The organism is Pedobacter sp. MC2016-24 (assembly GCF_015223055.1).
Taxonomy (GTDB): domain Bacteria; phylum Bacteroidota; class Bacteroidia; order Sphingobacteriales; family Sphingobacteriaceae; genus Pedobacter.
In genome coordinates this window covers 606409-627598 of record NZ_JADFBX010000003.1, presented here as the reverse complement: position 1 = coordinate 627598, position 21190 = coordinate 606409, and the positions used below count along the sequence as shown (strand labels likewise).

The 21190-nt window shown below is 41.7% G+C and carries 19 protein-coding genes; 13 read left to right on the top strand and 6 right to left on the bottom strand.

From position 1 onward, the window contains the following. The 3 genes from IM797_RS10835 to IM797_RS10825 all read left to right on the top strand — a co-directional run bounded on the left by IM797_RS10835 (nucleotide 1) and on the right by IM797_RS10825 (nucleotide 4035). Nucleotides 1-567 (top strand): hypothetical protein, encoded by a 567-nt coding sequence (locus IM797_RS10835; RefSeq protein WP_194127117.1) that lies wholly within the window; start codon nucleotides 1-3, stop codon nucleotides 565-567. Nucleotides 568-648: 81 nt separating this feature from the next. After that, on the top strand, nucleotides 649-3516 hold the full coding sequence (gcvP, locus tag IM797_RS10830) for an aminomethyl-transferring glycine dehydrogenase (protein ID WP_194127116.1): 2868 nt from the start codon (nucleotides 649-651) through the stop codon (nucleotides 3514-3516). Nucleotides 3517-3639: 123 nt separating this feature from the next. After that, nucleotides 3640-4035, top strand: coding sequence for a response regulator (locus IM797_RS10825; protein WP_194127115.1), 396 nt, complete (start codon nucleotides 3640-3642; stop codon nucleotides 4033-4035). Between the two features lie 4 nt (nucleotides 4036-4039). Here the strand turns inward: IM797_RS10825 and IM797_RS10820 are convergent, their stop codons facing one another. Then, nucleotides 4040-4804: an MBL fold metallo-hydrolase gene (locus IM797_RS10820; RefSeq protein WP_194127114.1), complete on the bottom strand. Its 765-nt coding sequence runs from the start codon at nucleotides 4802-4804 to the stop codon at nucleotides 4040-4042. 83 nt (nucleotides 4805-4887) lie between these two features. On the opposite strand from IM797_RS10820, the gene recJ reads away from it, so the two are divergent. The 4 genes from recJ (at nucleotide 4888) to IM797_RS10800 (ending at nucleotide 9408) form a co-directional block, all read left to right on the top strand. Next, nucleotides 4888-6591 carry a single-stranded-DNA-specific exonuclease RecJ gene (gene recJ, locus IM797_RS10815; RefSeq protein ID WP_194127113.1) on the top strand — a complete coding sequence of 568 codons (1704 nt, stop codon included), beginning with the start codon at nucleotides 4888-4890 and terminating at the stop codon, nucleotides 6589-6591. A gap of 34 nt (nucleotides 6592-6625) precedes the next feature. Then, complete coding sequence (gene lptB, locus IM797_RS10810) at nucleotides 6626-7360, top strand: LPS export ABC transporter ATP-binding protein (RefSeq protein WP_194127112.1); 735 nt, start codon at nucleotides 6626-6628, stop codon at nucleotides 7358-7360. 21 nt (nucleotides 7361-7381) lie between these two features. Next, on the top strand, nucleotides 7382-8890 hold the full coding sequence (locus IM797_RS10805) for a GH3 auxin-responsive promoter family protein (RefSeq protein WP_194127111.1): 1509 nt from the start codon (nucleotides 7382-7384) through the stop codon (nucleotides 8888-8890). 89 nt (nucleotides 8891-8979) lie between these two features. After that, entirely contained in the window at nucleotides 8980-9408 is a 429-nt protein-coding gene (locus IM797_RS10800; protein ID WP_194127110.1) for a CBS domain-containing protein, read from the top strand. Nucleotides 9409-9475: 67 nt separating this feature from the next. Here IM797_RS10800 and IM797_RS10795 read toward each other — a convergent pair whose 3' ends face one another. The 3 genes from IM797_RS10795 to IM797_RS10785 all read right to left on the bottom strand — a co-directional run bounded on the left by IM797_RS10795 (nucleotide 9476) and on the right by IM797_RS10785 (nucleotide 12364). Beyond that, on the bottom strand, nucleotides 9476-11527 hold the full coding sequence (locus IM797_RS10795) for a M13 family metallopeptidase (protein WP_228098807.1): 2052 nt from the start codon (nucleotides 11525-11527) through the stop codon (nucleotides 9476-9478). A gap of 128 nt (nucleotides 11528-11655) precedes the next feature. Then, on the bottom strand, nucleotides 11656-12114 hold the full coding sequence (locus IM797_RS10790; protein ID WP_194127109.1) for a GyrI-like domain-containing protein: 459 nt from the start codon (nucleotides 12112-12114) through the stop codon (nucleotides 11656-11658). A 61-nt stretch (nucleotides 12115-12175) separates the two neighbouring features. Beyond that, the gene (locus tag IM797_RS10785) at nucleotides 12176-12364 is read right to left on the bottom strand and encodes a hypothetical protein (protein ID WP_194127108.1); all 189 of its coding nucleotides are present in this window, start codon (nucleotides 12362-12364) and stop codon (nucleotides 12176-12178) included. A gap of 229 nt (nucleotides 12365-12593) precedes the next feature. Between IM797_RS10785 and IM797_RS10780 the strand changes: the two genes are divergently transcribed. The 6 genes from IM797_RS10780 to IM797_RS10755 all read left to right on the top strand — a co-directional run bounded on the left by IM797_RS10780 (nucleotide 12594) and on the right by IM797_RS10755 (nucleotide 19957). Further along, a complete protein-coding gene (locus tag IM797_RS10780; protein WP_228098806.1) occupies nucleotides 12594-13700 on the top strand; it encodes a metallophosphoesterase in 1107 nt (368 codons plus the stop codon). Nucleotides 13701-13815: 115 nt separating this feature from the next. After that, the gene (locus tag IM797_RS10775) at nucleotides 13816-14379 is read left to right on the top strand and encodes an RNA polymerase sigma factor (protein ID WP_194127106.1); all 564 of its coding nucleotides are present in this window, start codon (nucleotides 13816-13818) and stop codon (nucleotides 14377-14379) included. 195 nt (nucleotides 14380-14574) lie between these two features. Next, nucleotides 14575-15435, top strand: coding sequence for a FecR family protein (locus IM797_RS10770; RefSeq protein ID WP_194127105.1), 861 nt, complete (start codon nucleotides 14575-14577; stop codon nucleotides 15433-15435). Nucleotides 15436-15534: 99 nt separating this feature from the next. Next, on the top strand, nucleotides 15535-18159 hold the full coding sequence (locus IM797_RS10765) for a TonB-dependent receptor (protein WP_228098804.1): 2625 nt from the start codon (nucleotides 15535-15537) through the stop codon (nucleotides 18157-18159). A gap of 93 nt (nucleotides 18160-18252) precedes the next feature. Beyond that, nucleotides 18253-19050, top strand: a complete 798-nt coding sequence (locus tag IM797_RS10760) for a DUF4249 family protein (RefSeq protein WP_194127104.1) — start codon at nucleotides 18253-18255, stop codon at nucleotides 19048-19050. Nucleotides 19051-19060: 10 nt separating this feature from the next. Further along, on the top strand, nucleotides 19061-19957 hold the full coding sequence (locus IM797_RS10755; protein WP_194127103.1) for a sterol desaturase family protein: 897 nt from the start codon (nucleotides 19061-19063) through the stop codon (nucleotides 19955-19957). Here the strand turns inward: IM797_RS10755 and IM797_RS10750 are convergent. After that, on the bottom strand, nucleotides 19937-20218 hold the full coding sequence (locus IM797_RS10750; protein ID WP_194127102.1) for a GNAT family N-acetyltransferase: 282 nt from the start codon (nucleotides 20216-20218) through the stop codon (nucleotides 19937-19939). The genes IM797_RS10755 and IM797_RS10750 overlap by 21 nt on opposite strands. A gap of 7 nt (nucleotides 20219-20225) precedes the next feature. Next, nucleotides 20226-21116, bottom strand: a complete 891-nt coding sequence (locus IM797_RS10745; protein WP_194127101.1) for a pirin family protein — start codon at nucleotides 21114-21116, stop codon at nucleotides 20226-20228. Between the last annotated feature and the right edge of the window lie 74 nt (nucleotides 21117-21190).

Here is a 21190-nt window from a genome sequence, read left to right as displayed (position 1 = left end):
ATGATGAAAAGATTATACGCCCTGGCTTTTGTATTTAGCCTGTTTTTAGCTGCCTGCGGCAATAACGCGATGTTGGAACAAAGCACCGCTACCAAACTGGTTGCAGCTTACCTGGAATCGAACCCAGAGTATGAAACTGTAAAAGTAGCACTGGGGGAAATCAAATTCAAAAGCAAGCATGACAAGCTAAATCTACTTAAATATCAGGACCTGCAGAAAAAAGGTTATGTAGAGATGAGCCTACAAGATCAAAAGAAAAAATTCTTATCCAGGGACAGCAGTTATGTTTACCTGATTACGCTAACCGATAAAGCCAAGCCTTTTGTGGTGAAGCAGGAACAGGATCAAGCTGTAGTAAAAGGTATCGCTTACCTGATGGATGAAAGCAAACCCGCAACGATTGACAAATCGGCCAATAAAAGCGCAAAAGTAACTGTGATGCTGAAAAAAGACAAGAACCCTTTCACTGTTTTTTACCAGGACAAAAATGTTGGGGGCAATTTCATTACCAAAACATTTAAGCTCAAATACAAAAAAGAAGAGGGCTGGATGGTTACAGGCGATTAATCTGAAAGTTTATGAAGTCTTTTTAACTGAAGCTAAGGGTATTTTTTATTACCTTTGCGCAACTTTTTATTCATAGACTTCATGAGCTTAAACATTCATTACAAAGAGGATTTTAAAGACCGTCACATTGCACCTAATGCAGCAGATACAGAGGCCATGCTACATACCATTGGACTGGCTTCTATTGACGAATTAATTGAACAAACTGTTCCTCAAACCATCCGGTTAAAACAGCCTTTAAATTTACCAAAGGCGAAATCTGAAAAAGATTACCTGGCGGCATTAAAACAGACTGCGGCTTTAAATAAAGTCTTTAAATCTTACATCGGACAAGGTTATTACGATACCATTACCCCTGGAGTGATTTTACGTAATGTGATGGAAAATCCAGGATGGTATACGCAATATACGCCTTATCAGGCGGAGATTGCTCAGGGCCGTTTACAAGCCTTATTGAATTTCCAGACCATGGTAATTGACCTGACGGGAATGGAAATTGCCAATGCCTCTCTGTTGGATGAAGGTACTGCTGCTGCAGAAGCCATGTTTATGCAATACAGCTTGCGCAAAAACCAGCAGGCAACAAAATTCTTTGTTTCTGAATTACTTTTCCCACAAACGATAGATATTCTAAAAACCCGTGCCAATCCTTTTGGCATTGAGCTGGTAATTGGCGATCACCAGTCATTTGATCTGACAGATGAGTTTTTTGGTGCAATTGTACAATATCCTGCAGGTAATGGAGAAGTATTTGATTATACTGGTTTTGCCAGCAAAGCACATGAAAAGAATGTAAAAGTAACGGTAGTGGCCGATTTGCTGAGCTTAACCTTATTAACGCCTCCGGGCGAATGGGGTGCTGATATCGTAGTGGGTACAACCCAGCGTTTCGGCGTACCAATGGGCTTTGGTGGACCACATGCCGCTTATTTTGCAACTAAGGATGAATATAAACGTTCAATCCCAGGACGCATCATCGGGGTGACCATTGACAGCAATGAGAACTATGCATTGCGCATGGCCTTACAAACCCGTGAGCAACATATCCGTAGAGATAAAGCAACTTCGAATATCTGTACTGCACAAGCTTTACTGGCCATTATGGCTGGCTTTTATGCCGTTTATCATGGTCCGAAAGGCTTAAAACTAATTGCAGAACGTACGCATGGTCTGGCAATTACCTTATCCAAATCATTGGAAAAAGCGGGTTATACCCAATTGAACAAAGCTTATTTTGATACCATTCAGTTAGATCTTGGGAACCTGGTTGACTCGATCCACAGAGAATGTATCGACAATGAGATCAACCTGCATTACCATGGCAGTGTGGTAACCATTGCATTGGATGAGACCACTTCGGTAGAAGATATTAAATTGCTAACCAAGATTTTCTCTAAGGTAAAAGGCATTGCTGCTGACGCAGTGGAGCTGGCAGATGACAAATCGGTAGAGACGGTAATTCCTGAAGCCTTACAACGTACGTCAGCTTATTTGACACACCCGGTATTCAACGTACATCATTCAGAGCATGAGATGTTGCGTTACATCAAATCGTTAGAAACCAAAGATCTTTCGCTTTGTCACTCGATGATTGCATTGGGTTCATGTACCATGAAATTAAATGCAACTACCGAAATGATCCCGGTTACCTGGCCAGAATTTGGTAAGCTTCATCCTTTTGCCCCTGCTGATCAGGTTGCAGGATATTATAACGTATTCAATGAACTGGATAAATGGTTGAGCGAAATTACCGGATTTGCTGCCATGAGCTTACAACCAAATGCTGGTGCTCAGGGTGAATATGCAGGGTTGATGGTAATCAGGGCTTACCACCAGGACCGCGGTGACGCACACCGTAACATTGCTTTGATTCCTTCTTCTGCTCATGGAACCAATCCTGCATCTGCAGCAATGGCCGGCATGAAGATCATCATTGTGAAATCATTAGAAAATGGCAACATTGACGTAGCTGACTTGAAAGCGAAAGCTGAAGAACATGCAGCAAATCTGTCTTGCCTGATGGTAACTTACCCATCTACGCATGGTGTATTTGAAGAAAGCATCATAGAGATTTGTAACATCATCCACGAAAACGGTGGTCAGGTTTATATGGACGGTGCAAATATGAACGCACAGGTTGGTTTAACCAGTCCGGGTTCAATTGGTGCCGATGTTTGTCACCTGAACTTACATAAAACTTTCTGTATTCCACATGGTGGTGGCGGCCCTGGTATGGGACCAATCGGTGTAGCGAAACACCTGGTGCCTTATTTACCGGGACATGCGGTAGTAGATATTGACAATGGCAAGGCGATCCATGCGGTATCTTCTGCACCCTGGGGCTCTGCGTCGATCCTGGTAATTTCTCACGCTTATATCGCGATGATGGGTGCTGAGGGATTAACCAATGCAACCAGGTACGCGATTCTAAATGCAAATTACATGAAAGCGCGTTTAGAGCAACACTACCCGGTTTTATATTCAGGTGCCCAGGGACGTTGTGCACATGAGATGATCCTGGACTGCAGGGGCTTCAAAAACTTTGGTATCGAGGTAGTGGATATTGCCAAGCGTTTAATGGATTATGGTTTCCACGCACCAACGGTATCTTTCCCTGTGGCGGGAACACTAATGGTTGAGCCAACTGAAAGTGAGCCTAAACATGAGTTGGACAGATTTTGTGATGCATTGATTGCGATCAGAAAAGAAGTAGCTGCTGTAGAAAATGGCGATTTAGACAAAACTGACAATCCTTTAAAGAACGCACCGCATACTGCAGCCAATGTAACAGGTGACGAATGGAACCACAGTTACAGCCGACAAACCGCAGCTTTCCCATTGCCATATGTAGCTGCTTATAAATTCTGGCCTTCGGTTGGAAGAGTAAATGACTCATTTGGAGACCGTTCGCTAGTTTGCGCTTGTCCGCCGATTGAGAGCTATATGTAAGAAACTACGGCTTAATTTTAAGCGTATAAAATTTTATTTTTTATTTATAAAAAAGCCATTATTAATAATGGCTTTTTTTATAACTTTATAGATACCCAATCTGGCCTTTTGCCGGAAATCTTTATGACGAATCAAAAGATCAACCTTCTCGTTATCGATGATGATGACATTAACATCTTCATCATTAAAAAAATTGTACAAAAAACGGGATATAATGTTGAAATGGTAGCCAAGGGAAACGGACAGTTAGCAATTGACTACCTCAAGTCTGTATTGCATCAGCCCAACTTTCCTGAACTGATCCTGGTCGACATCAATATGCCCATCCTAAATGGATGGGAGTTCCTTGATGCTTATAATGAGTTACAGGTTAGCCCACCGGTTGACCTCTATATGCTTTCCTCATCGGTTTATGAAAATGACATTGAAAAAGCCAAAACTTATACTAAAGTGAAAGGCTTCATTTCAAAACCCCTGTCTATGGAAAGGCTCATTGAGCTTTTTAAACAACTGGAGTAAAAATTTAGTCTATACTGAAATGCCCGTCGGTTAACCGGATATAACCTGTCGCCTTAGTTTTTGCATGGTAAAACAGGCATTTCCAGTTTTCTGCTGCAGCTTTTTTTCCAAATTCTTCACGCAATTCCATGGCTTTACGACCGTCAAAATCATATTTAGCGATAAATTTACGCAGCAGTTCTTCAGGCTCTGGCAAAACATCACCACCAAAAAACACCTTATCAACACCGTCATCCAACAAAAATACCTGGTGAAAAGGCGTATGTGCGCCGGTTAATTCATAACTGATCTGATCAGTGAGCTGTCCGGAGCCATCGATGAGTACCAGCTGTGCATTTCGCTGTAAAAATTCAAAGATCTCCACTTTGTAAGAAGAAGATTTATTACTGAAGGCACTCTCCCATTCTCCCCGTTGGATGACATAAGTTGCATGGGGAAAACTCAGTTCTGTCTGCCCGTTTACCTGGTGGATCATGCCGCCGGAATGGTCGAAATGTAAATGTGACATCAAAACCATAGTTACGTCGTCGGGACTGAAACCTGCCTTCCGGATATTTTCATGTAATATAAGCCGGCCCTGCTCATCGCTATAGCCAAGACCAGCATCGAACAAGAGCAGGTCATCACCCATTTTCACAAGGAAAGGTTGTACATGAATAAATAAAGATGCCGGGCGATCTTTTGGATTATCTGTCTCAGGATTAAATGGAACGAACTTTTTACTCGCATCTACGGAGTAGGAACCTTCATATAAAGTGTGAACTTGCAATGGCGTAGTTATTAATTAAATGATATATTTACGAATCAATACAAAGATAGGGAACCGCTATGAACTTAATATAATATATTTAAATGGAGAAAAGATGGGTGCAGGCCGTACAGGGCAATCAGGAACAGACAGATTTGCTTGCACAAAAATTAACTATAGATCCAAGTTTAGCACAAATACTGGTTCAGCGAGGCATCACCTCTTTTGATGCGGCCAAAGATTTTTTCAGACCCCAGATGGCGCATCTTCATGATCCCTTCCTGATGAAGGACATGGACAAGGCGATTGTAAGGATAGAAAAAGCGCTGGAACAGCGGGAACACATTTTGATTTACGGCGATTATGATGTGGACGGTACCACCTCAGTTGCCCTTGCCTATAGTTTTTTCCGAAACTTCAGCTCAACCATTGCCTATTATATACCAGACCGTCATAAGGAAGGCTACGGCATTTCGACTACTGGCATTGACTACGCCCGGGAAAATGGCTATACCCTGATTATTGCGCTGGACTGTGGAATCAAATCGAATGATAAAATCACATATGCCAATAGTCTGGGTATTGATTTTATCATTTGCGATCACCACCTTCCTGGAGATGAACTACCGGAAGCGGTTGCCATCCTGGATCCCAAACGTGCAGATTGCACCTATCCTTTCAAAGAACTTGCAGGCTGTGGTATAGGCTTTAAACTGGCTCAGGCTTATTGCATCCGGCATCAATTACCTGCACATCAGTACGAGCAATACATAGACCTGGTCATGGTGAGCATAGCCGCAGATATCGTACCTGTTGAGGATGAGAACCGGATCCTGGCCTATCATGGACTGATTAAGCTGAATACCAAGCCCTGTATGGGTTTGAAAGCCCTGATGGACATCTCTGGCAAAAACAAACACTATACCCTTACGGATGTGGTCTTTTCGCTGGCGCCAAGGATCAACGCTGCGGGCCGGATGGACCATGCTAACCAGGCTGTAAAAATGCTGCTTTGCGATGAAGATGGTCTGGCTCTTGAACAAAGCTTATTTATCAATCTTCAGAATACAGAACGCAAAACTTCTGATCAGAACATTACCGCTGAGGCTTTAGCATTGATTGAAGATTGTGAGATCTTAATGAATAAAAAAACAACAGTGGTGTACCATGAAAGCTGGAACAAGGGGGTGATCGGCATTGTGGCATCGCGACTAACGGAAAAGTATTACCGACCTACCGTGGTGCTGACTAAATCTAATGGCTTACTGACGGGATCGGCGCGTTCGGTGGCAGGTTTTGACTTGTACGAGGCCTTGTTGTCCTGCCAGGACCTGATGGTACAGTTTGGCGGACATAAATTTGCGGCCGGGCTGACGATGAAACCAGAACATATCGAATCTTTTACAGAACGTTTTGAAAAGGTAGTCTCAGCGACAATTACCGAGGACTTACTTTGTCCTGAAATCAAGATAGATAACGAGATTTCTTTAGCTCAAATTGACGGGAAATTTCAGCGGATCATTGCACAGATGGCTCCGTTTGGCCCACACAATATGGCTCCGGTCTTTGTCAGCCACAAAGTAAGTTTAATTGGAAAGCCGTATATTGTTGGCGAAAAACATTTAAAACTAACTTTAAAACAACAAAATTCAGCTATTTTTGAAAGTATTGGATTTGGTCTTGCAGCATATGAAACTCTTTTAGAACCAAACCGTCCCTTCTCTGTTTGTTATACCATAGAGGAGAACGTGTGGAGAGATCAGAAACGCATACAACTCAATATCAAAGCCATAAAATTAGCAGAATAAACAGACACTCATATTTCGTAAATCATAATTACAAATGATCTTAAGAGCTGAAAATTTAATTAAGAAATATAAACAGCGTACTGTTGTAAATGATGTATCATTTGATGTAAGTCAGGGTGAGATTGTAGGTTTGCTTGGACCGAACGGTGCAGGAAAAACGACTTCATTCTATATGATTGTAGGCTTAATTAAACCGAATCAGGGTACCATCTTTTTGGATGACCAGGACATCACCAGCGATCCGATGTACCGTAGGGCTCAGAAAGGGATTGGATATCTGGCCCAGGAAGCTTCAGTTTTCAGAAAATTATCCGTTGAAGACAACATCATGGCTATCCTGGAGATGACCGACATGAACCGGGAGGAAAGGCATGAAAAACTAGACGAACTGATCAACGAGTTCAGTTTACATAAGGTGCGTAAAAACCGTGGCGATTTATTGTCTGGTGGCGAGCGCCGCCGTACTGAAATTGCGAGGGCTTTAGCTGCGAGCCCGAATTTCATCCTGCTGGATGAGCCTTTTGCAGGGGTTGACCCCATTGCAGTTGAAGAAATTCAAACCATTGTAGCTAAACTTAAACAAAAAAATATCGGCATCCTGATTACCGACCACAATGTTCAGGAAACTTTATCCATCACAGATAGGGCATATTTACTTTTTGAAGGTAAAATACTCGAATCAGGCACTCCAGAAGTTCTGGCCGCCAACGAAATGGTAAGGCGGGTATACCTCGGCTCAAATTTCGTACTCCGGACCAAAAATCTATAATCCTTATTCAAAATCTATCCCATGGCAATAGTAAATTCAATCTTCACCTGGTACATGAAAAAGCGTGTTCATCAAATTGAACTTTTCATGAAATATCCGCATGATGTACAGGAGGAATGGTTTTTTAAACTGATTGCAATGGCCAATTATACCGAATGGGGCATCAAGTACGATTATCAGTCCATCCGATCGGTGAAGCAGTTTAAAGACCGCGTACCCATTCAAAACTACGATACCTTAAAACCTTACATTGAGCGGATGCTAAAAGGCGAACAAAACATACTCTGGCCCTCAGAGATCAAGTGGTTTGCCAAATCATCGGGAACGACCAGCGACCGCAGCAAATTTATTCCCGTATCTGAGGAATCTTTACAGGAATGTCATTTTAAAGGCGGCAAAGACTTGCTTTCTATCTTTTGCAACAACAGGCCAAATAACCAGATCCTAACCGGCAAGGGATTGGTATTGGGCGGCAGTCACCAGATTAACCAGCTAAATGAGGATTCTTTTTACGGCGATTTATCTGCGGTACTGATCAAAAACCTGCCCATGTGGGCAGAATACTACCGTACCCCAAACATTTCTATTGCGCTGATGGACAACTATGAGCAGAAAATGGAAAAAATGGCCGAGGCAACCATTAAAGAAAACGTAACCAATATTGCGGGTGTACCGACCTGGACTATTGTATTGGCTAAGAAGGTATTGGAAATGACTGGCAAGAAACATTTGCTGGAAGTATGGCCCAACCTTGAACTCTATATCCATGGGGCGGTAAACTTTAAACCCTACCGCGAGCAGTTTAAAGAATTGATCCCCTCCAATGAAATGTATTACCTGGAGACCTACAATGCTTCTGAAGGCTTTTTTGGGATTCAGGACGAGGTCAACTCCGACGAGTTGTTGCTGATGCTGGATTACGGTATTTATTACGAGTTTTTACCTATTGAAAATCTTGACGATGAAAATCCGGATACTTTAGCCTTAGATCAGGTTGCTTTAAATAAAAACTATGCGATCATCATTTCTACAAATGGTGGTTTATGGCGCTACATGATTGGAGATACGGTACAATTTACTTCTCTGTCTCCTTACCGCATCAAAATTACGGGTCGCACAAAGCATTTCATCAATGCTTTTGGTGAAGAGGTGATCATAGACAATGCCGAGCAAGCCATTTGCAAGGCATGCATTGAAACCAATGCTGTTTTTAAAGACTACACCGCTTGCCCGATCTATTTTAAAGGCGAAGAAGTGGGCGGCCATGAATGGATCATTGAGTTTGACCAGCAGCCAAATAATTTTGAAAGGTTTGTAGATGTACTGGACGAGACCCTTCGTGAGGTGAATTCAGACTATGATGCAAAGCGTTTCAAAGACATGGCACTAAAACGCCCGAAAGTCCACAATGCCCCATCAAATACTTTTTACAACTGGTTGAAATCAAAAGGAAAATTAGGCGGACAGCATAAGGTACCACGTTTGGCTAACGACCGGAAATATGTCGATGAAATTCTCTCCATACTCTAAGCTATTGCTGTACTAAATTTATTTTCTGGAACTGCGTTGGAATTAAAGTATTTTTTAATTAGCTTTAATTAGCTAAATATGAATTCCTTATGAAAACCGTACAACAATTACTTGCCACCAAGCCCGTACAAATCTTTTCTGTAACGGCGAGTTCATCAGTTTTGGATGCCCTGCATGTGATGATGGAAAAAAACATCAGTGCTTTATTGATTACCGACGCGCAGCAACTGCTGGGGATTTTCACGGAAAGGGATTACGCCAGAAAAATTGTGTTACACGGAAAGTCATCAGCGGATACCCCAATAAAAGATGTCATGACGGCTGATCCGATTACTGTTCTACCCTCAGATAGCATCGAGATGTGTATGCAGATCATGACTGATAAACACATCCGACATTTACCCGTGATGCTGCATCAGGAGTTACTCGGTATGGTATCTATTGGAGATGTGGTAAAATTCATCATTGCGGATCAAAAACAAACGATATCACAACTGGAAAGTTATATCAACAGTTAGATTTATAAGATCATGAAAAAGGCCTGGAAAATAATTCCAGGCCTTTTTCATGTGTTCATTTTCTCTGTTACCAGATTTTTACTCTTTTATCAGGAGCCAGGTACAATGAATCTGAAGGTTTCACTTTAAACGCGGTATAGAATTCCGGAATGTTCCTCACCACGCCATTTACCCTGAACTGCGCAGGTGAATGCGGATCGGTACCTACCTGATTTCTAAGCGATTCATCAGTTGCTTTATTCAACCAGGCTTGTCCCCAGCCGATAAACACCCTTTGTTCACCAGTAAAGCCATCCATAACCGGAGCTGGTTTTCCACCTAAACTGGCTTTATAAGCTCTTAATGCGATACTTAGCCCCCCCAGGTCGCCGATGTTCTCACCCAGCGTAAAGTTTCCATTGACATTCAGGTCAGGAAATACTTTAAACGAACTGTATTGAGATACCAAAGCACTTGTCCTTTTCTTAAACTCTTCGTTATCTTTTTTGTTCCACCAGTTACGCATGACACCATCGCCATCAAAAGTACTTCCCTGATCGTCAAAACCGTGACCAATTTCATGACCAATTACTGCACCAATACCACCGTAGTTTACAGCATCATCAGCATTCATGTCAAAGAAAGGCGGCTGTAATATTGCTGCGGGGAATACGATTTCATTCATCGGGGGGTTATAATATGCATTCACCGTTTGCGGATACATACCCCATTCAGAACGATCAACTGGTTTACCAAGTTTATTGATTGTTCTGTTGTATTCGAACTCTGTTGCCCTTAAGTTATTACCATAAAGATCATCTTTAACCACCTTTAAATCACCGTAATCTCTCCATTTATCCGGGTATCCGATTTTGGTAGTAAACTTACTGATTTTAACCAACGCTTGTTTTTTTGTCTCCGGACTCATCCAGTCCAGTTCCTTAATGCTGGCTTCGTAAGCTTTTAACAGGTTGTCTACCAATTTGATCATGCGTGCTTTGGCCTCTGCAGGGAAATGTTTTTCCACATACAGTTTCCCTACCATTTCACCAAGATTGGCATTAACCATGTCTACAGCCCTACGCCATTGTGGTTTTTGTTCTTTTATACCTCTCAGGGTTTTTCCATAGAAATTGAAGTTTTCCTGATCTAAAGCGGTATTCAATACCGATGCCGATCCTGTTACTACACCCCATTTCAGGTAATTTTTCCAGGTATCCAATGGTGTGCTTTTCAAAATAGTCGCAAGATCTTTGGTATAAGCGACCTGGGTAACTACCAGGCTGTCTACTCCTTTGATGCCAGCATCTGCAAGTAAAACATTCCAATCAAAATCGGGCAATAGCTTGTTCAGGTCTTTTACGGCGTATTTATTATACAATCCGGCCATATCCCTGGTGTCTTCCTTTTTCATTTGTTTGGTTGCCAATGCAGTTTCCAGGGCCATGATTTGTTTTGCTTTTGTTGCTCCATCAGGAATTCCGGCAATCTTTAACATGTTTTCGATATGCACCAGATATTTGTCGCGGATTTCTTTTGATTTTGCATCTGTCAGCAGGTAATAGTCACGGTCTGGTAGGCCTAAACCACCTTGCCAGCTAAACAACATATATTTTTTCGGGTCTTTAAAATCTTCCATTACACTCAGGTTGAAAGGAATTTTAAAGCCTATTTTATTCGCGTAGGCAAAATATGCAGGCAAATCTTTGGTTGAAGCAATGGCATCAATTTTTTTAAATTCGGCATCCAGGGGTGCTAAACCTTTGGCATCGCGAACCTTCATGTTCATGTATGAATCATAAAAATCGCCGATCTTTTGTTCCTCAGAACCGTCCTTGGACTTGCTCTTTGCAGCGGTTTCAATAATCGCTTTGACATCGTCCTGTGCTTTATCATTTACTATAGCCATCGCACCAAAAGAAGCCTTATCAGAAGGTATTTTTGTACTTTTCATCCAGGCTCCATTCACATATGCTGTGAAATTGTTTCCTGGAGCTACCGTGGTGTCCATATTTTTCAGGAGGATTCCCGAATGCAACTCCGCTGTCTTTACACCAGGGTTGTTGCACGCTGCCAGGAACAAAATGGTACCAGCAATTGCCGGAATTCCCATTGATCTGTTCAATTTTTTCATCGACATTAACATTTGTTTTTTAAGGTTAGAAGCTGTGCTTATTTTCAATATTTTATCTATTGTCTAAACTGGCAACAGCATCATAAATTATGAGTTAGTATATTCAAACTTAACAAAAGAAATCGAACAGTTTACTATTTAACCGAGAGGTAAATATCTACCCTGGCATTTTCAGGATTCTGCGCCTCAGGGCCATACACTTCGTAATCAGCGGTGTAAGCACGTGGAAGATCAGACTGCCAGATATCCAGCCAGGCTTCGTATACAGCTCCTTTAAGGAGATTTCCAGTAACAACACGTTTGATATACGCAGCAGCCGGGATGATGATTCCAGTTAAGCCTTCGGGAACCTGATCCAGATTGGCAACCCTGTACCCGATCAGGGTAGTGTACGGCTGGGTGTAGTCGCCTTCATACTCTGTGTATACACTATAAATATCTGTACTCTGTACATTGGAAATTTTTGAAAGCAAGTTTTCTGACCTGAATCTTTCCCAAAGTGCAGGAATAGCTATGGCTGCTGTTCCGTCTGTATTACAAGTTCTGACAGCAATACCCATTAATGCAAAAGCATCATGTGTTTGTTTTTCCATTTGATCGATTTTAAGAAGGCAAACTTAGGAACTTGTCTGACACCCCTATGTCAGTGCCAACTTATATCGTGGAAATCTTGATTACTTTTTTTCCTGCGGCATGTGTAGAATCTGTAACCGTAGTATCGGTTTTTAAACTATCCACCCGGGTTGCACTTTCGCTATTCAGTGGTGCACGTAGTTTAAGTTTAGTATTGTCACAGGCGCTAAGCCCTAACACTAAAGCAAACATAAAAATGATGCGTTTCATAAAGATTTTTATAATAAAATTCAAAATTAGAGAATAAAACAGCACAAATGTTACAACGCGAATTCTTTAATCCAAAGCAACCATTTTAATTACATCCCAATTACAATGGGGACCTGTGCAGTGGTACGCGAATACGCTTGTTAGATGAACAATTCGCTTTGATATTCATTTCTTAATGATAGCTTAATATCGCCACCTTAATTTTATTGTAATCACAAATCTCATGGTTATGATCAGCACTAAAATCCGTTACAGCGCAGTTTTTAAAACAGATCAAATGGATGATCTACATAAGTTTCAGACTTTACCGGAACCTGCCGGCAGTTATCCCTATCGTTTAAGCCTGAATCACCCGGCACAGGATAAACTTGTATTTCACATGGTTGGAGATACCGGCGGAACAGGTTTGCCAGACATTCAGGAAAAACTGGCCCGACAAATGGCGCAGCAATGCCATCAGGTAGAACGAAAAATAGACCAGCCTGCTTTTTTGTACCATCTTGGAGATATTGTGTATCATTACGGAGAAGCGGATCAATACCATAATCAGTTCCTCAGCCCTTTTGAACAATACCCGGCACCCATTTATGCCATAGCAGGAAATCATGACACCGACGTAAATCCGGATTGCGAACACTACAGCAGTCTGGAGGCATTTTACACCACGTTTTGCAATACCAGCTCAAAAACCATATACTTTGGTCAAAACATCAACCGTAAAAGTCAGGTACAACCCCATGCGTACTGGACTATGGAAACCCCTTTGGCTACCATTATCGGACTACATACCAATGTACCGAAGTATGGCTGCATCAAAAATGACCAGAAAAGCTGGTTCATCAACGAGCTCCGTCATGCCGCGCAACATCACAAAGACAAAGCGATCATCGTATGTATGCATCACGCCCCCTATTCAGCTGATTTTAACCATGGCTCCAGTCTGCCAATGATTGATTTCCTGGAAGCTGCGTTTCAGGAATCCGGTGTAAAACCTGACGTTGTTTTCAGTGGCCATGTACACAATTACCAGCGGTTCAGCAAGCAATACAATGACGGAAAAACTTTACCATTTGTGGTTGCGGGCGCCGGTGGATTTGAAGAATTGCATCAATTGGCGGATCCTTATGATCCGGCTTACACCATAGACAGCGACTGTTTTACTAAGGTAAATCTGGATAGTTATTGTGACGACAGACATGGTTTTTTAAAGGTTGAGATAGAGAAAAATCCTTTTCATTTCAGCATTAAAGGCAGTTATTACTTAATCAATGAAGATTTTAGAGATGCGCCACCGGTATTGTTTGACAGCTTTAACATTGACCTCACCGGGAGATAAAAAACCGGGGCACTTCCGCATAGAATTTCCTGATGTTAAAAAAATTATTTAACATTGGGGTCAACATTCGATGCATACAGATCAATCAAATCAAACATCTCCGGAAAATTTACTGATGAGACTCAAGGCGGGCGATCAGCTTGCTTTTGCTGCCATTTACAATCGGTACCGGAGTAAAATGTATGCCTATGCAAGTAATCTGTGTAAATCAGAGGAAACGGCAGAAGAGATTGTACAGGAGGTTTTTATCCGCATCTGGCAAAAAAGGGAACAGATCAATTTAGATTTGAACTTCGACGCTTACATCAAAAAAATCACCCTCAATCATGTGTTGAATTACCTGAAAAAAGCGTCCAGGGAAAGGACGCTTCAGCAGGAAATTTTTAATTATATTGAAACCATACGCAATACAACGGAAGACAACGTACTGGAAAGGGAACTGATTAAAACTTATGATGAGGCGATTTCAAAACTTCCGCCGCAAAAGAAACTAATCTACGAATTGAGCCGGAATGAGGAACTGACACATGATCAGATTGCAGAGAAATTGGGCATTTCAAAGAATACGGTGAAAAATCACATGGTTGAGGCGACCAAATTTATCCGCCAGTATGTAAATCAGCATGGTAGCATCATCTGTTTTTTGATCGCGTATTCAAATTATTTTCATTCCAACTAGTCCCCCCTGCTTCCACAGTTGTATTGATATAAACGGCCAGCATAAAAAGCTTAAAACCGGAGGTATATTTTGGAAGATAACGGACAATTAAACACATTATATCAACTCTATTTAAAAAATAGATGTACTGCGGATGAGCTCGAACAGTTTTTCAGGCTTCTTCGAAAAAAGAAAGATGCAGAAATATTGAGTTTAATGTCTGCGACCTGGGATCAGACCCAGGCTATCCCAGAGTCAGGGTTATACCCGGAATTCCTGAAACAGGAAAGTAAACAGGTTAAATTAAATCCTGAGCACATTGACCGCTTTAAAATTTACAAAGCGATCGCAATTGCAGCCATGTTGATCATCATTTCCGGAATTTACTTCTACCGTTCAGATTTTGGTAAACTGTTCCAGGCCAAAGTTAATTATGAACAGGCAATCACAACAAACCAGCGCAAGCAGATTCAGCTACCAGATGGTACCCGTGTTTGGTTAAGCCCGAACAGTAAACTGGACTATCCGGCACAATTTAAAGAATCGGAGCGTCAGGTTAGTTTAACTGGTGAAGCCTTTTTTGAGGTTACCCATGATGCCAGGCATCCTTTCACCATTAAAAGCGGCAGGCTAAGCACTACGGTTCTTGGTACCAGCTTTAATGTGATGGCATATACACAACAACACACCATAAATGTTACCCTGGTTACCGGTAAGGTAGCCTTGGCCTTAATTGGCCAAAACAACACACAGCGTGATACGATTGTGGCCAATCAACGTGTAATCGTTGATAAAACCACTTCCCGCATCATTAAGGAAGATTTCCCACAAGCTGCTGCTTTTCTGGATAAACGGTTAGGTTTATATGAATACGGAGGAGCAGCGCTTCAAGAAGTGGTGAGTGACCTGTCGAATCAGTACAACATTAAAATTAAACTGGACACGGGCATTTCCGAGAAAAACTTTTATGGCCACCTCAACATGAGTGATCCAATAGAACAAAGCTTAAATAAACTATGTACCGTGATGGAAATGAAATGGGAAAAACAAGGGGGGCTATATGTGATTCTAAAATAAATGCCGGACTTTGATGCGCAAAACCCGGCAAGTAAATTCAATTAAATGCCCGAGCCTTGAGAACTGTGGGCAAATCAATTAATATTTAATGATAAAGTTATGAAAAAAAAATTAATAGCGGTGATGCTTGTGTTGACCGTATGCATGCAATTTTTGGCGCAGGCACAAAATCAACTGGCAAAAAAGCTAAGTATAAACATTAAAGACACCCCCCTTAAAACGGCACTTGACCAGATCAGCAAGGCAAGTGGCATTAAATTCACGTATAATGAACAAGTGGCAAATAGCCAGTATAAGGTTTCAGTAAATGCCACGAACAGGAGCCTTGATGAAGTGTTGACAATGACTTTTAACAATTTACCACTACAGTACAGCCCCCTGGACAAAGAGGTTTTCATCCGTATGCAAACTGAACAGGAAAAAAAGCCGGTAGCCGGCCCGGCGGCAAATCCGGTACAAAGCCAGGTAAAATATACTTTAAGTGGTACTATTAAATCTGCAAACAGTGGAGAAACCCTGATTGCAGCCACAGTCCGTGTACTTGACAGCAAATTAGCAACCCAGAGTAATGAATATGGTTTTTATTCCCTCAGCCTCCCAAAAGGTTCATATACCATACAGGTAAGTGCGGTTGGCGCAAAATCACAACAGGTGCAAATCCATCTGGATCAGAATAAAAGTCTGACGTTAAGCCTTGAAGATGATCAGAATGAGCTCGAAACAGTAACCATAACTTCTTCAGCAGCAAAAAGAAACATAGATAACCCGCAAATGGGTATGGAACGCCTGAGCATTGCGGAAACCAAGAACGTACCCGTATTACTGGGCGAGCGTGATGTCATCAAGACTTTACAATTGTTGCCAGGCGTAAAGACATCTGGTGAAGGCAGCGGGGGCTTCTTTGTAAGGGGTGGTAGCTCAGATCAGAACATGATCCTTTTGGACGAGGCTCCTGTTTACAATGCCTCCCACTTACTGGGTTTCTTTTCTACTTTTAATTCTGACGCGATTAAAAATGTAACGCTTTACAAAACGGGTATGCCCGCGCAATATGGTGGTGCGCTATCCTCGGTCCTGGATGTTAAAATGAACGACGGAAATAACCAGAAGTTTGGTGTAAGTGGCGGTGTCGGTTTAATTGCTGCCCGGATTAATGTGGAAGGACCAATACAAAAAGACAAATCTTCTTTCCTAATTTCAGCCCGCAGAACATATGCAGACATGTTTTTAAAGATCTCCCCGGATTCTGCGACCAAAAACTCCAGCCTTTATTTCTATGATGTTAATGCCAAGCTGAATTATTATTTGGGTGAGAAAGACAGGTTGTTCATCTCCGGCTATTTTGGAAAGGATGTGATCAGCGGTGATCAATTATCGGGAATAAACTGGGGAAATGCGACCTCTACACTTCGATGGAACCATATTTTCAACAATAAGCTTTTCTCAAATACTTCGGTCATCTTCAGCAATTACAATTATAAGATCAGATCGAACAGTGATGAAAATACCTTAACCTTATTCTCGCAAATCAGGGACTGGAATTTGAAAGAGGATTTACAGTGGTATGTCAATGACAAAAATACCCTGAGCTTTGGATTGAATTCAATTTATCATACCATTAAGCCCGGTGAGGTACGCGCAACCGGAAATTCCGGATTGATATCACAAAAACTGCAGAGCAGGTTTTCGCTGGAAAATGCCTTGTATGCCAGCAATACCTGGAAAGCGAGTGATGCATTAAACGTTACCTATGGTTTGCGGCTTTCTGCCTTCAGCATCTTAGGAGAAGGTGACTATTTTGACGTTGATGGGGCAGGAAATGTCACCGGAACCAGGTCTTATAAAAAAGGAGAAGTGGTAAAAACCTATGTTAACCTTGAGCCGAGACTTGCGGTTTCCATACAGTTGAGTGAATCGTCTGCCATTAAAACTTCATATGTCAGGAATGCACAGAACCTGCACCTGATTGCCAATTCAAATTCTTCATCACCAACTGACCGTTGGGTAGCCAGTACCAATATCATCAAGCCTGAACGCAGTAACCAGGTATCGTTGGGTTATTATAAAAACCTGGGTGGCAATGCCTATGAAGTTACGGTAGAAACCTATTACAAATCGATGGACAATCAGATTGATTACCGTAATGGGGCCAATATTTTTACCAACAGACCGATTGAGACGCAATTGCTTTACGGTAAGGGCAGAGCATATGGTGCAGAATTTTTGCTTAAAAAGAAGACCGGAAGGTTAACTGGCTGGCTGGCCTATACCATTTCCAAAACTGAAAGAAAAATTGACGGAATTAATGACGGAGAATGGTACGATGCCAGACAAGACCGTACGCACGACATTTCGCTGGTGAGCATGTACCAGCTGACCAAAAAATGGTCATTATCGGCCAACTGGGTATTCTCGACAGGAAATGCGGTTACCTTACCTAACGGAAAATACACCATGCTTGGTCACAGCTACTTTAATTATTCCAAGCGCAATGCTGATCGTATGCCCAGCTATCACCGTCTTGACATTGGTGCCACACGCTTGTTAAAACAAACTAAAAAGTTCTCTTCAGAGCTCAACATCAGCCTTTACAATGCGTATGGCCGGGAAAATGCTTACCGGATCACTTTCAGGGATAAAGAAACCGATCCAAACAGAACAGAAGCGATCAGAACAACCTTGTTCAGATTCGTTCCATCTGTTTCCTATAATTTTAAATTTTAAGGCCCTGAGATCATGAAGCGTATAGAAAACTTAAAAATAAAAGGTAATAAGGTCATGACAGCCTCATTTCCACTTAAAAAACACACATATACTATGAAAATAATACATCGTTTTATACTTTTGCTCTTGATTTCGGCATTGTGGTCCTGCGAAAAGGCAATTGATCTGAAGCTTAAAGATAACGTTCTTAAATATGTAATTGAAGGAACCATTACCAATGAACCTGGGATTTGCAAAGTACTCATTAGCGAGACCAAGGATTTTAGTGATGACAACCAGTTTAATGGAATTGGCGGAGCAATTGTAAAAATTGAAAATAACGGGAATACTGTTTTATTGACAGAAATAAGTAAAGGCATTTATCAGACTACGGCCATAAATGGCACACCTGGCCAGACTTACAATTTAACTGTAGATATTAATGGGAAGGTGTTTAAAGCCAGCAGTACGATGCCTGAACTGGTTCCGTTTTTAGACTTCACGTTGAAGCCTGCAGATTTTGATACTACGCGTGCAACGCCAATGGTTAAATATAAAGATCCGGCTGAGACTAAAAATTATTATTGGTTTCAGCAGTATGTGAACGATAAGATTCAAAAGGACTACAGCGTAACGAATGATGAATTTACGACTGGCAGGGAAATCAATGAATACCTGGTATTTGAAAACAAGACGAAAAACCGCGCGCTGAACTTTAAAAAAGGAGATCGGTTAACAGCAGAGATGCATTGTGTTGACGGACCTGTTTACACTTATCTATTTAGCCTTTTTGGTGCTGCAGGCTCTGACAATGGTGCTGCACCCACTGATCCGCTAAGTAACATTAGTGGCGGGGCACTTGGTTTTTTCAGCGCACATACCGTACAAAGAAAAACGATAATCATACCATAAATAATAAAGCATGAATGAATTTGATAAAAGTATAACCGTTGGCGCATTATTTGGCTTCGTCATACTGCTTACCTTATTCGAAATGTATTTCAGTTACGCCCATGACAGGAAACGCTATCATGGGCGTGATACCTTAACCAATGTTTACTTGATGGCCGCCGCTTTTGTGATCAATGTAGCTACCAAGGCGGGGACATTTTTCCTGTTGGATTATGTTTATCTGCATTACAGCTTGTTTCACATTTCTAATGTATTTGTGTATTGGCTGGTATTGATTCTGGCACAGGATTTCCTATACTGGTTTTTACATTACACCGGTCATTATGTACGTTTCTTTTGGGCAATGCATGTTACACACCATTCGTCTGAACATTTCAACCTGACAACAGGATTCAGATCCACTGTATTTGAGCCGTTGTACCGCGTTTTCTTTTACCTTCCCCTGGCATTTATGGGTTTCAGCGCCATTGACATTTTATTTGCGTACCTCGTTACCCAAATTTATGGCAACCTGGTACACACCCAGGCTATTGGAAAGTTAAACCCTATATTTGAATATATTTTTGTTACGCCATCACACCATAGGGTTCACCATGCCAGCAACCTCCGTTATCTGGATAAAAACATGGGTATGGTATTGATTCTGTGGGATCGTATTTTCGGAACATTTCAGGAAGAGGTTGCCGAAGAAACCATCGCCTATGGCTTAACCAAACAGCCTGAAGATACCGGTGCTGTAAACATCATTTTCCACGAATTTAAGGCCATGATTGCCGATGCAAAAAAAGCACCTACCTTTAAAGATAAGGTAAAGTACTTTTTAAATCCTCCTGGCTGGAGCCACGATGGCAGCACGCAAACTGCAAAAGTTATGCAACGCGAATTGCTAAAACAGGACGTCGTGTAAATCCGGATTTTTATCAAATACGCTTTTGGCGTATGGACAAAGTGGCATAATTTTCAAGTTATTCTCCCGTGCATATTTAATCGCTTCTAAAACCAATTGCTTACCTACGCCTTGTCCTGCGAAGTCATTATGAACTTCTGTATGATCAATGATGAACTTACCTGGTCCAGACCAGACGTAAGTCATCAACCCGGCTTCTTTACCTTCTGAGACAGCCTTAAAGGTACCTTTTTTTCCGTCATCAATTCTTTCAATGTTCATATGCTGCTTAGTGTTTAATATTTCGGCCTTGTTCGGGCAATGGTACAAATTCAGTTTCTCCAGGTACGCGGTCAAATTCCTGTTTCAGCCATTTTTCTTTGGCTTCTTCAATAATTTCACGTGAACTGGCTACAAAATTCCAGTAAATGAATCGTTCCTCAGGAAAAGGCTCGCCTCCAAAAATATAAATGGTTGTATTTTGAGCCATAGTAAATGTGCATAATCTGGCATCTTTGGCAACAAGCATCTGTTTTGGCCCAAATTCATGCGCCTCACTCTGTACGCTCCCTTCTAAAATATACATACCCGATTCACCAAAAAGTGAATCGCCAATATTTAAGGTTTGTGCAGTTGTACTTTTAATTTCTATAAAAAACTGCGGACTAAAAGTATCGACCGGCGATTTGCGTCCAAAAGCTTCGCCTGCAATCAGCCGGAAAGTGACACCCTGATCTTCCCAATGTGGAATATCCTTCGCTTCCACATGCTGGAACGAGGGTTCCATATGTTCATGTTCCAGGGGCAAAGCCACCCAGATTTGCAGACCATGTAGATTTTTCTCAGAATGTCTGAGGGATTCCGGTGTACGTTCCGAGTGTACAATTCCTTTTCCGGCGGTCATCCAGTTTACTGCACCCGGATGAATATCGAGGTCTGAGCCAATGCTGTCGCGGTGCCTGATCGCTCCTTCAAATAAATATGTCAGGGTAGACAAACCGATGTGGGGATGTGGTGGAACATCCATATTCTCATGATCACTTAACGCCGCAGGCCCCATGTGATCGATAAAAATATAGGGCCCTACCATCCTCTTTTCACGAAAAGGCAATAGCCGGCCTACCATAAAATTGCCAATATTGGCAGCTCTTTCTTCAATGATCAGACTGATGTTAGACATATGGGAAAATATTGTATGGCCAAGATAGCTAAATTTGAATTAACTTTTGAATTCAATACCTTAGCTCCAAATTA